Annotated in this window: 11 protein-coding genes; 6 read left to right on the forward strand and 5 right to left on the reverse strand. The window is 65.3% G+C overall.

What is annotated here, in order from left to right; translation table 11 throughout:
• Positions 1-39: 39 nt before the first annotated feature.
• The 6 genes from ED21_RS04675 to ED21_RS15900 all read left to right on the forward strand — a co-directional run bounded on the left by ED21_RS04675 (position 40) and on the right by ED21_RS15900 (position 6,714).
• On the forward strand, positions 40-1,575 hold the full coding sequence (locus tag ED21_RS04675; RefSeq protein WP_006832688.1) for an acyl-CoA synthetase: 1,536 nt from the start codon (positions 40-42) through the stop codon (positions 1,573-1,575).
• Positions 1,575-2,873, forward strand: a complete 1,299-nt coding sequence (locus tag ED21_RS04680) for a cytochrome P450 (RefSeq protein ID WP_006832689.1) — start codon at positions 1,575-1,577, stop codon at positions 2,871-2,873. Before ED21_RS04675 ends, ED21_RS04680 begins: the two co-directional genes overlap by 1 nt.
• 187 nt (positions 2,874-3,060) lie before the next feature.
• The gene (locus ED21_RS04685) at positions 3,061-3,702 is read left to right on the forward strand and encodes a YqiJ family protein (protein WP_006832690.1); all 642 of its coding nucleotides are present in this window, start codon (positions 3,061-3,063) and stop codon (positions 3,700-3,702) included.
• Positions 3,703-3,741: 39 nt separating this feature from the next.
• Positions 3,742-5,460 (forward strand): flotillin family protein, encoded by a 1,719-nt coding sequence (locus ED21_RS04690; protein ID WP_369765631.1) that lies wholly within the window; start codon positions 3,742-3,744, stop codon positions 5,458-5,460.
• A gap of 86 nt (positions 5,461-5,546) precedes the next feature.
• Positions 5,547-6,551, forward strand: coding sequence for an agmatine deiminase family protein (locus tag ED21_RS04695; protein ID WP_006832692.1), 1,005 nt, complete (start codon positions 5,547-5,549; stop codon positions 6,549-6,551).
• 34 nt (positions 6,552-6,585) lie between these two features.
• Positions 6,586-6,714 (forward strand): hypothetical protein, encoded by a 129-nt coding sequence (locus ED21_RS15900; protein WP_006832693.1) that lies wholly within the window; start codon positions 6,586-6,588, stop codon positions 6,712-6,714.
• A gap of 12 nt (positions 6,715-6,726) precedes the next feature.
• On the opposite strand, the gene ED21_RS04700 is transcribed toward ED21_RS15900, so the two are convergent.
• The 5 genes from ED21_RS04700 to thrS form a co-directional block, all read right to left on the reverse strand.
• Positions 6,727-7,956: a hypothetical protein gene (locus tag ED21_RS04700; protein ID WP_006832694.1), complete on the reverse strand. Its 1,230-nt coding sequence runs from the start codon at positions 7,954-7,956 to the stop codon at positions 6,727-6,729.
• A 103-nt stretch (positions 7,957-8,059) separates the two neighbouring features.
• Entirely contained in the window at positions 8,060-8,800 is a 741-nt protein-coding gene (locus ED21_RS04705) for a sulfite exporter TauE/SafE family protein (protein WP_006832695.1), read from the reverse strand.
• A complete protein-coding gene (locus tag ED21_RS04710) occupies positions 8,801-9,457 on the reverse strand; it encodes a sulfite exporter TauE/SafE family protein (protein ID WP_006832696.1) in 657 nt (218 codons plus the stop codon).
• Positions 9,454-10,290: a metallophosphoesterase gene (locus ED21_RS04715; protein WP_034921429.1), complete on the reverse strand. Its 837-nt coding sequence runs from the start codon at positions 10,288-10,290 to the stop codon at positions 9,454-9,456. Before ED21_RS04715 ends, ED21_RS04710 begins: the two co-directional genes overlap by 4 nt.
• A gap of 6 nt (positions 10,291-10,296) precedes the next feature.
• A complete protein-coding gene (gene thrS / locus ED21_RS04720) occupies positions 10,297-12,312 on the reverse strand; it encodes a threonine--tRNA ligase (protein ID WP_006832698.1) in 2,016 nt (671 codons plus the stop codon).
• Positions 12,313-12,408 lie beyond the last annotated feature (96 nt).

Below are 12,408 nucleotides of genomic sequence, written 5' to 3' on the forward strand. Positions count from 1 at the left end.
CCCGCAAACGAGGGCCGCCGGGAGGAGAGAGGAGCTGCAATGCATCCGATTACGCACGCTGAGGCGCGCCCCGACCATCCTGCCATTATCATGTCCGGCAGCGGCGAAACGCTGACCTATGGGGAGATGGACGCCTACGCCAACCGCTTCGCCCAATTGCTGCGTGCGCGAGGGCTGAGGCGGGGCGACCATTTCGGCGTTCTCCTTGAAAACTCGATCCATTATCTTCCCATCGTCTGGGGTTCGCAGCGCGCGGGCACGATGATGGTCCCCGTCTCCACCCGCCTGACGGCGCCGGAGATTTGCTACATCCTCAAGGATGCCGGGGTGAAACTGCTGATCACCAGCATCTATTTTGCCGACCGGATCGACGCGATCCGCGCGCACTGCCCGGACATGGAGTTGCTCATCCTTGGCGGCGAGGCCATGGAAGATTACGAGGCGGCGCTTGCCGGGCAGAGCGCGGAGCCGATCGCGGACCAGGCGCCGGGCCAGTACATGCTCTATTCCTCCGGCACGACGGGCAGCCCCAAGGGCGTGCGCCCGGCCCCTCCCGAGAGCGAGGATATCGATGCCCCGATCCCGCTGGTCGGCCTCGCGGTGATGGGCGCTGGCATGCCCGCTGACGGCAGCATGGTCTATCTCTCCCCTGCGCCGCTCTATCACGCCGCGCCGCTCGGCTGGTGCACCACCGCGCATCGCCTCGGCGGGACGGTCGTGGTGATGGAGAAGTTCGATCCGGTCCATGCGCTCGAGACGATCGAGCGATACCGCGTGACCGACAGCCAGTGGGTGCCGACCCATTTCGTGCGCATGCTCAAGCTCAAACCCGAAGAGCGCGAGGGCTACGACCTTTCGAGCCACCAGCGCGCGCTCCACGCCGCCGCGCCCTGCCCCGTCCCGATCAAGCGCGAAATGATCGAATGGTGGGGGCCGATCATCAACGAGTATTACGCCGGTTCGGAAGGTATCGGCATGACGCTGATCAAGGCCGAAGATTGGCTCGAGCGCCCCGGCAGCGTGGGTAAGGCGATCTACGGCACGATCCATGTCTGCGGGCCCGAGGGCGAGGAACTGCCGGCCGGGCAGGACGGCCTTCTCTATTTCGAGAACGCCATGATCCCGACCTATCACAACGATCCGGCCAAGACCGCCGAGGCCATGCATGAGAGAGGCTGGATGACGCTGGGCGATATCGGGCATCTGGACGAGGACGGCTATCTCTACCTCACCGATCGCAAGAGCCACATGATCATTTCGGGCGGGGTCAACATCTACCCGCAGGAGATCGAGAACCTGCTCGTCACGCATGACAAGGTGATGGACGCTGCGGTGATCGGTGCGCCGTGCGAGGACTTCGGCGAGAAAGTCGTCGCGGTTGTCCAGCCGATGGACATGAGAGAGGCGGGCGATAGTCTTGAGAGCGAGCTGCGGGATTTCCTCGCACCCAGGCTTTCAAGCGTGAAGATGCCGAGGCTGTTCGACTTCCGTCCCGAACTCCCGCGCGAAGCCAACGGCAAGCTCTACAAGCGCGAGTTGCGTGACGAATATGCCAAGCGCGCGGAGAATGCGTGATGGCGAGCGGGGCGAAACCGCGGCTCGATCCGGAAACCGCCTATGAGGTAATTTCGCCCGAAAGCTACGCCGCCTGGGACCCGTTGCTCGACACATTCGACCGGCTGCGCGAGGAAGCGCCGGTCGCGTGGGTTGAGGACCCCGAAAGCCGCCACCCGCCGTTCTGGCTCGTCACGCGCTATGACGACGTGATGCGCATTTCGAAGGACAACGCGACCTTCCTCAACAACCCCCAGACGGTCGTCTTCAGCCTGACCGAGGGGATCGAGTTCGCCAAAAATCTGACCGGCGGCAGCCCGCATATGGTCGCCAGCCTCGTGACCTTCGATGCGCCGATCCACATGAAGTATCGCAAGCTGACCCAGGAATGGTTCATGCCCAAGAATCTGCGGAGGCTGGAGGACGAGATCCGGGCGCTCGCCGTCAAGACAGTCGAGCGGCTGATCGAAGCAGGGGGCACGGCCGACTTCTGTAAGCTCGTCTCGCAGCCCTATCCGCTCCACGTCGTCATGCAGATCCTCGGCGTGCCCGAGGAGGACGAGCCGCGGATGCTGATGCTGACCCAGCAGATGTTCGGCGGACAGGACGAGGACCTTAACCAGTCGGGGATGAAGGATTTGCCGCCCGAGGCGATTACCCAGCTCGTTGCGGGCGCCGTGAAGGATTTCGAGGCATATTTCGCCGGGCTGACAGCCGAAAAACGCGCGAACCCGACCGATGACGTCGCCAGCACTATTGCGAACGCCACCGTCGACGGCGAACCGCTCAACGATCGCGACATGATGGGCTATTACATCATCGTCGCCGCCGCAGGGCACGACACGACCAGCGCGAGCACGGCGGGTGCGATGCTGGCGCTCGCGCGCGATCCGGAACAGTGGGCGCGGGTGCGCGAGGACCGCACGCTACTCCCCGGCATCGTCGAGGAAGCCATTCGCTGGACGAGCCCGGTGCAGCACTTCATGCGCACGGCGGCCGAGGACACCGAGGTCGGCGGCCAGCCGATCGCGAAGGGCGACTGGCTGATGATCAACTACGTCGCGGCCAACCACGACCCGGCGCAATTCGACAACCCCCGCACCTTCGACGCCAGCCGCAGCCCCAACCGCCACCTCGCTTTCGGGGCAGGCGCGCACCAGTGCCTCGGGCTCCACCTCGCACGGCTGGAAATGCGTATCCTGTTCGAAGTGCTGCTCGACCGAATCGTGACGGTCGAACTTGCGGGCGAGCCCAAGCGCGCCAAATCGACCTTTGTCGGCGGCCTCAAGACGCTGCCGCTGCGCATCACGCCTGCCTGAAGTCGAAAGCACGCCTTCCCAAGTCAAACCCGCGTAATTGCGGGAAAAATCGAACTCGGTTCGTCGCATATTCCTACGGAAGATCCCAGCTTTCTGCTAGGTGAATGACATGGATACAACAGTAGGGGGATCCACTTTCGGCTAGAGCCGGGAGCGGGACTTTCTGCGCATAAGGAAGGGGGAGATCATGACATTGCTGGAGCCGCACAACATGCCGTTTGCGGCCGCGCTTGGCCTTATGCTGGTCCTCGCTGTCATCCAACTCATCGGGGTCGCCGATTTCGGCGATGCGGATGTGAGCCTGGACGCCGATGGCGACGGATTGCCCGATGCGGGAATGTTCGACGGGCTGCTGACGCTGCTCGGTATCGGACGCGTTCCGCTCACGATCTGGCTGGCGCTGTTCCTGTTCCTGTTCGCGGGCATCGGCCTGTCGATCCAGGAGCTTGCGACAAGCCTGACCGGCAGCCCGCTCTACAGCTGGCTCGCCGCACTGATCGCCGGAGTGGCCGCGTTGCCCGTGACCGGCGGCTTCGCCCGCCCGCTGGGACGCATCCTGCCCAAGGACCATACGACCGCTGTCAGCACCGAAAGCCTTGTCGGCCGCCGGGCAACGATCAGCATCGGGGTGGCCCGTACAGGATCGCCCGCCCGGGCACGGGTGAAGGACGTGCACGGCCAGACCCACCGGGTGATGGTCGAACCGCACGAGGCAGCATCCGAACTCCACGAAGGCGACGAGGTCCTCCTCGTCCGCCGCGAGGGAAATCAATTCTATGCGACCGCGCTCGCCGAGCGCCGCCTGTCGCCAACACCAGTCAAGCAATAAGGAGGAGCAATGGAAGGGTTATTAGATATGTCGATCGTGATGGTCGGGGGCCTGATCCTAATAGGGCTCATCATCATTACGTTTTTCCTGAAAATGTACCGACGGGCCTCAAAGGAAACCGCTTTTGTGCGGACCGGCGTGGGCGGCGAAAAGGTCGTGATGAACGGGGGCGCGCTGGTGTTTCCGATCTTCCACGAAACCATGCCGGTCAATATGAACACGCTGGTGCTTTCGGTCATCCGCCGCGATGGCGAAGCGCTCATCACGCTCGACCGCTTGCGGATCGACGTGAAGGCCGAGTTCTACGTCCGCGTGAAGCCCGATAGCGAAGCCATCGCCATGGCCGCGCAGACTCTGGGCCAGCGCACGATGCAGCCGGAAATGCTGAAGGACCTCGTCGAAGGCAAGTTCGTCGACGCGCTGCGCAGCGTGGCTGCCGGCATGACGATGAACGAGCTGCACGAACAGCGTGCCGACTTCGTCCAGAAGGTGCAGCAGGTGTCGTCGAACGACCTCGCCATGAACGGCCTGGAATTGGAATCGGTCTCGCTGACCGGTCTCGACCAGACGAGCATCGAGCACTTCAACGCCAACAACGCCTTCGACGCCGAAGGTCTGACCAAGCTGACCGAGCAGATCGAGGCGCGCAAGAAGTTGCGCAACGACATCGAGCAGGACACGCGCGTGCAGATGGAAACGAAGAACCTCGAGGCCGATGCCAAGAGCTTCGAGATCGGGCGCGACAAGGAATACGCTCGCCTCCAGCAGGAGCGCGAGGTAGAAATCCGCCGCGCCGCGCAGTCCTCTGAAATCGCTCGCGAACAGGCAGAGCGCAGCCGCGAGGCCGACGCTGCCCGGATCGAGGCGAAGAAGCAGGTCGACGCGCAGCAGATCGAAGCCGACCGTCTCGTCGAAGAGGCGCGGATCGACCAGCAGCGTGCGCTCGAAATCGCCCGCCAGGAGCAGCAGATCGCGGTCCAGAACAAGAGCCGCGAGGAAAGCCAGGCCAAGGCGGAAGCCGACGAAGCCCGCGCCAAGGCCGTCGCTGCCGAGGAGCAGGTTTCCACTAGCCGCGAAACCGAGATCGCCGAGCGTCAGAAGCGCATCGAGCTGATCGAGGCTTCGAAGCAGGCCGAGCGCGATGCGATCAGCGTCCGTGTGGAAGCCGAGGCCGAGAAGGACGCTGCCACCAACCGCGCCGAGGCTTTGCGTCTCGAAGCGCAGGGTGAGGCCGAGGCCGAGAAGCTGCGTGCCGAAGCGGCCCGCGTGCGCTTCGAAGTCGAGGCGGCCGGTCAAAAGGCGATCAACGAGGCGGCGAATATCCTGTCCTCGGACCAGATCAGCCTGCAGACCAAGATGGCCCTGCTCAAGGTCCTGCCGGACCTCGTCAAGGAAAGCGCCAAGCCGATGGAAGCGATCGAGAGCATCAAGATCGTCCAGGTCGACGGGCTTACCAATGGCGGCGGCAAGGGTGCCGGAAACGGCGTCGCTGCAACTGGCGGATCGGGCAATCTCGCGACCGACGCGGTCAGCGCAGCCCTCGCCTACCGCGCGCAGGCTCCGGTGCTGGACGGGCTGATGAAGGAACTGGGCCTCGACGGCTCGAGCCTCAACAGCCTCGTCAAGGGCCCGGCCGAGCAGACCGGCGGGTTCGCAGTCGAAGAGGAAGCGAACGCAAAGGAAGAGCCGAAGGCACTTTCGGCGAGTGCCAAGTCCAGGGGCGCGGAGAAGGATCGGGGCGAAAGCGCCGACGCCTGATAGCGGCCAACCGCAAACAGAAAGGGGGCACTTCGGTGTCCCCTTTTTTGTTGCCTAGCCTCGGCTCCCCGGCCTAACCGCACCCCATGAACGACACGCCCCGATGGACCATGCCTCCCGAATGGGCTCCGCAGGACTGGCTGTGGATCGGCTTCCCGCACGATGCGGATGAGTGGCCCGAAGTCCTGCCCCGCGCGCAGGAGCAGATTGCCGCCTTCGCCAACGCCGTGGCCGAGAGCGGGCAGGAGGTCCGCCTGTTGGTCCGCGACGCCGCCAACGAACAGCGTGCGCGCGACCTCGTCAGCGGATCCGTCACGCTGGAGCGGCGCGAATATGGCGACGTGTGGCTGCGCGACACCGGCCCGCTGGTGCTGACCGATGCGACCGGCCACCGCATGGCGCAGCGCTTCGGCTTCAACGGCTGGGGCGGCAAGTATCTAATGGAGGGCGACCATACCATCGGCGCCGAACTGGCCGAGGATGCCGGCCTTCCGCTCGAAGTCGCCGACTGGGTTCTCGAAGGCGGGGCGATCGACGGCGATGGCACCGGCCTCGTCGCCACGACGGAGCAATGCCTGCTCAATCCCAACCGCAACCCGCAGCTTACCCGCGAGGAAATCGAGGAGCGGCTGAAATCCGACCTCGGCTTTACCCGTGTGCTGTGGCTGGGCGACGGCCTTATCAACGACCACACCGACGGCCATGTCGACAATCTCGCGCGCTTCGTCGGAGCGAACACGCTGGCCCTGCCGCGCGCGACCGGGAAGGACGACCCGAACGCCGCGATCTACGAGGACGCCAAGGCCCGCGCCGAGGAGGCAGGGGTGGTGGTGCAGAGCATCCCCTCGCCCGGCCTCATCACCAGCGGCGACCGCGTCGAACCAGCAAGCTACGCCAATTTCGCCATCACCAGCCATCTCGTGGTCGTGCCGACCTTCGGCAGCCCCTATGACGAGGAAGGCGTGGCGGCGATCGCCGACCTGTTCCCCGACCGCGCGACTATCGGGATTAGCGGCGATGCAGTGCTTGCCGGCGGCGGCGGATTCCATTGCGCCAGCCAGCAAATGCCCGCCGCCCGCGCGCGCATTTAACGGTTCGTTAGGGATTGGAGCGGAGAATAGGGGGATGGCAAAGGCTATCGCTCTCGCACGCACACACGCTCCGGCGCTTCCGCTGGGCGAGACGCTGCGCGTCGTCATGGTGACGGGTTGCGGGCTCGCGCTGGTTCTCGCCGGCCCCGCGCTTCCTTTCTAAGGACGCCCTTCTCTACATTTCGCGCGCGCTGTCCTGGTTCACCCGAGCGAACACGCTTGCGCGCAGTTCCTGCCACTTCACGGCCGCCCAAAGCACCAGCGCACTAAAGCCCAGCAGAGCAAGGCCGCTTGCACCGAACCCCTCGAACACGTCGCCCAGCGTCCAGGCGAGGAAGGGCAGACCGACGATGAGCCCCGCGCGCCGGTTCACCGTGAGAGCGAACATCGCGATACCGAGGAAAATCACTAACGCGCCGGCCAGAGCGAACTCGCCGTTGGCTGCCAAGTGGAAGAGGTTCGGGACCAGTAGCAGGCTGCCGAGCATGTGGAGCCAGAAGGCCGTGTCAGAGCCTTGCGTGCGCCGTTCGCGGTCCGACAGGTCGAGCCAGACACCCACCGCCGCAGCGCAGGCCCCGGCCAGCAACAGGCGGATGCGGATGCCGGTCTCGGTCGGTTCGGGAAGCGCGCTCGCCGGATCGGCGCCCGCCAGATAGTCGATAAAAGACAAGGGCAGCAGCGATCCCGCCGCCATCGCCAGCGCATAGGGCACGCGGTGCCGCCAGGCGAACAGCACGTTGAGCAGCGCCGCGACGCAGCAGGCGATGATCGTTCCCGAGGGGTCGATCCCGTCGCGGAAACCGGACATATCGCGGCCTTCGGGATTGATGGCGAGATAGCCGAGCAGCACGCCGGCGGTGAAGGCAACGGTCGCGAATTGTCCGGCCAGCACGATGGCGGGGAAGGCCATGCGGCGGATACGCACGAAGAACTCGGCCACCGCCCAGACGACCACGCCGGGAATGAGCAGCGCGGCGAGCGACTTGGGCAGCCAGTCGGCGGCGGAACCTCCCTCCACGATGATGCCAGAGCTGTAGAGCCAGACACCGGCAAGGATCCATGCGCCGAAGCAGACGGGCAGCGTGCCCATTACCACGAAGATGTCGTTGAAGCCGGATACGAGCCGCACCGGCTCTTCTTCCGCCGGCGTTTCCTCTGCCACCGGCTTGGGCGGCGGTACGACTGCCCCGGCGCTGGGCAGCTTCTCCTTCAGCAAGGCGGGCACCAGCACCAGCGCAGCACGCCGCAGCGGCGACCATAGCGCGGCCAGCGCAAGGATGCCGAAGCCCAGCGTCAGGCTGACTGCGATCAGCCGCGTTTCGATTGCCAATCCCTCGCCCAGCGAGGCCCGCGCGAAGGCGACAAAACCAAGGCTGGACGCGAGCAGCGGACGACGGTCGATCACCAGCGCGACCAGCGGCGCTGCGCCGCGATATCCATTGTGCTGTCCATCGACCCCGTACCCCTCGATTGCGAGCAGAGTGTCGCGAGATTGCCTTGCGAAAACCCTACCCTTGCAAGAGCTTCCACACCGCTCCTGCCGCCGCACCGCCCAGAACCAGCGCCACGCTGGCCTGCCATTGGCGCGCGCTTACCTTGCCGAAGGCGGCGTGGCCGAAAAGGTCGCCCACCAGCACGGCGGGGAAGAGCAATAGCGCGAGCAGGACTTCGCGCATTCCGCCCACGCCGAGCGCCACGAAGAGCACCGCGCTGAGCGGGGTCAGGGCGAGGAAGATTGCCATCATCGAGGCACGCGCCACCTGCGGCTCCAGCCGGCCGCGCAGGTAGAACGGCGCCATGCCCGGCCCCGGCATGCCGGAAAAGCCCCCGAAGAAGCCGGTGAAGAAGCCCGAAAAACCCATCGCGGGCTGGCGCGGCATGGCGACCTTGCCCAGCGGCACGACCACCAGCACAAAGGCACCAAGCGATACCAGAGCGATCAGCAGCCGCGCCCAATCGGCGCTGAGCGTCACCAGCGCCCAAAGGCCGAGCGGCATGCAGGCAATCGCCAGCAGCAGGATCGGAATCGCCGACCCGTCCGCCTCGCGGCGAATGCGGCCGATGTCGGTCAGGCCGATGAGGAAGAGCGAGATATTTCCGACCAGCACCGCGTCTTTGGGCGCGATGGTCAGCGCGAGTACGGGGACGATCACGACCGAGAGGCCGAAGCCCGCCAACCCGCGCACGAAGCCAGCTGCAAGCGCGGTGAGGAGCGCGATGCCGATCGCCTCGTAGGTCAACCCCAGCATCTAGCCGAACGCCTTCCACAGCGCCGCGAGTGCCGCGCCGCCGAGCACCGCGCCGACCCAGATCCGCCAAGTCCGATCCTCGATGCTTCCCGAAGCCCTGTTCCCCAGCCAGTTCCCGAAGAGCACGGCGGGAAAGAGCAGGAGCGCCAGCAAGGCCAGCCTCCAGTCGAGCACGCCCAGCGCCGTTCCGCTGGCAAGGCCCACGCTGGAGGCGCAGGTAAAGATCAGCAGCATCGAGGCCTTGGCCATCTCGCGCGGGATATCGCGCCCGACATAATAGGGCACGACCGGCGGGCCGGGCATTCCGGCATATCCGGTCATCAGGCCCGAAAGCACGCCAACCCCGCCGGTGGTTGCCGGGTGATGCTCGAGAGCCTCGCGGCGCGGCAGGAGGATGGCGAGGAAGGCCGACAGGGCGATGATGGCCCAGGCCGATTTCTCGGCTCCGCGCAGCAGGCGGCGGATTTCGGACAGGCCGATGAAGACCGAGAGGAAGTTCGTTAGCAAGACCGCGTCGACGGGCGACAGGGCCAGCGCCAATACCGGCACGATGAGAATGGCCATGCCGAACCCCGTCAGCCCGCGCACGAAGGCCGAACCGAAGGCGGCTAGCAATGCAGCGGCGACCTGCACAAGCGAGTATTCCAGACCCATCATCGGGGCGGACCCAACGTCACCAGCCACACATCGGGCGGCGTGCCGTAGCGCAGCGGCAGGATGCTGGTGCCGAGCCCTGCCCCCACAAACACCGTCTGCCCGCCATCGCGTATCATGCCGCAGGCGAAGCGGTCGCCATAGCTCGAGAGCGTCGAAATAGGGCCGATAACGGGCAGGCTGATTTGCCCGCAATGTGTGTGACCGGCGAAGACTGCCGAAACTACGCGCGGGAGGTCGGGCACGATGTCGGGCGTGTGGCTGACCACAACGACCGGCCCCTCGCCGAGCGCGTCGAGCGCGGCGAAGGTCGCGGGCACATCGTCATGGCCGGTGTAGTCGTCATCGACTGCGCCGATAAGCAGGGGTCCCCGCTTCACCGCCTCGTTTCTCAGGACCGTGATGCCGTGCCCCTCCAGCGCGGTGACCATCGCGTCCAGATCGACCCAGTGGACGTGATTGCCGGGGGCGACCACCATGCCCAAACGCGCTTCGAAAGTTGCGAAGGGTGCGGCGACTTCTTCCTCGGTATAGAGCTTCGTCGCGGTGCGTTTCTCGCTGATGAGGTCGCCCGCGACGAGTATGAGGTCGGGCGAAAGCGCGTTCAATTGCTCCGCTATACGCTCCACCCGTGAAGGCGGCATGTCGGGCCCTGCCACATGCACATCCGACAGGGCGAGCACCTTGAGCGGTCTTTCGCCCTCCGGCCAGCCAGCCACCGGCACAGAAGCCTCGCGCACGATCGGGTCTGCGCGTGCGTTGGAATAGCCGAGCGCGAGGACGAGCAGGCCAGCCAGCACGGCGACCAGCGCCGCAAGTCCCAATCGCCGGAGCACGGAAGACTAGTCCCGCAAATCCGGCGGGGTCGCTTCGGCCTTCAGCATCGCGATGGCTTCCTCGAGCGGCATAACCTTCTGGTGTTGCTGGCCGAGTGTGCGGACGGCGACGGTGCCTTCCTCGGCCTCGCGATTGCCGACTACCAACAGGTGCGGGACCTTCGCGTGGCTGTGCTCGCGCACCTTGTAGTTGATCTTCTCGTTACGAAGGTCGCTCGCCACGCGGATCCCGGCGGCTTCGAGCTTGGCGACCGCTTCCTTCGCATAGTCATCGGCATCCGAGACGATGGTCGCAACCACCGCCTGCGTCGGGGCGAGCCACACGGGCATGCGGCCGGCGTAGTGCTCGATGAGGATGCCAATAAAGCGTTCGTAGCTGCCGAAGATCGCACGGTGCAGCATGACCGGGCGGTGCTTCTCGCCATCCTCACCGACATAGCTCGCATCGAGGCGCTCGGGCAGAACGCGGTCGCCCTGGATCGTGCCGACCTGCCAGGTGCGGCCAATTGCATCGGTGAGGTGCCACTCGAGCTTGGGCGCATAAAAAGCGCCTTCGCCGGGCAGTTCTTCCCAGCCGAACTCCTCGTTCATCATGCCGGCTTCTTCGACCGCATCGCGCAATTCCTGCTCGGCCTTGTCCCAGTCCGCATCCGAGCCGAGCCGCTTTTCGGGGCGCAGCGCGAGCTTGATCGCGAAGGTGAAGCCGAAGTCCTTGTAGACGCTTTCGGCCAGCTTGCAGAAGGCGCGGACCTCTTCGACCACCTGGCTTTCGCTGCAAAAGATATGCGCGTCGTCCTGCGTGAACTGGCGCACGCGCATGAGGCCATGGAGCGCGCCATGCGGTTCGTTGCGGTGGCAGCAGCCCATCTCGCCGAGGCGGATGGGGAGGTCGCGATAGGAGGTGATCCCCTGCTTGAAGACCAACACGTGGGCCGGGCAGTTCATCGGCTTGATCGCCATCCAGTCGGCATCGTCCGCCACCTTGGGATGCGCCGAAGCCGCGCCGCTATCGTCCACATCGGGCACGATGTCGGGGACCGCGAACATGTTCTCGGCATATTTGCCCCAGTGCCCCGAAGCGGTCCACTGGCGCACGTCCATCAGCTGCGGCGTCTTGATCTCGCGGTAGCCCGCGCCGTCCATCTTGCGGCGCATATAAGCTTCGAGTTCGCGCCAGATGCGATAGCCGTTGGGATGCCAGAAGACGCTGCCATGCGCCTCTTCCTGCAGGTGGAAGAGATCCATTTCGCGGCCCAGCTTGCGGTGGTCGCGCTTGGCGGCTTCTTCCAGCCGCGTGAGGTGGGCGTTGAGCTGCTTCTTGTTGAGCCAGCCCGTGCCGTAGATGCGCGTCAATTGTGCGTTCTTCTGGTCGCCGCGCCAATAGGCCCCGGCGACGCGCATCAGCTTGAAGGCCTGCGGGTCGAGCTTGCCGGTCGAGGCAAGGTGCGGACCGCGGCACATGTCGAGCCAGTCTTCACCCGACCAGTAGACCGTGAGCTCTTCGTCCTCGGGCAGTTCCTTGGCCCATTCGGCCTTGAAGACCTCGCCCTCGGCCTCCCACTTGTCGATCAGCTGCTGGCGGCTCCAGACTTCGCGGCGCAGCGGCTTGTCGGCCTTAATGATGCGGCGCATTTCCTCCTCGATAGCGGGGAGGTCGTCCATCGAGAACGGCTCGCGCGTGTCGGATGCCTTCACGTCGTAATAGAAGCCGTCGTCCGTCGCCGGGCCGAAGGTAATCTGCGTGCCGGGGAAGAGCGACTGGACGGCCTCGGCCAGCACATGGGCGAAATCGTGGCGCGCGAGTTCGAGCGCGTCTTTTTCGTCGCGGCCCGTCACCAGCGCGAGCTCGGCATCGCCTTCGAAGGGGCGGTTGATATCGCGCAATTCGCCGTCCACGCGCGCAGCAATGGCGGCCTTGGCAAGGCCCGGGCCGATCGCGGCGGCGACATCGGCGGGCGTGCTGCCGGGTTCCATTTCGCGCACCGAACCATCGGGCAGGCTGATCTTGAGAAGTTCCGTCATCGTCTCATCCGTTTCGTTGCGAGGCCCATGGCACAGCTAGCCACGCGCTTGAAGCGGCGTTTGGGAGAATTTCGATTTCGGGAGGAAACGCCTGCC

The organism is Erythrobacter sp. SD-21, from assembly GCF_000181515.1.
Lineage (GTDB): Bacteria > Pseudomonadota > Alphaproteobacteria > Sphingomonadales > Sphingomonadaceae > Qipengyuania.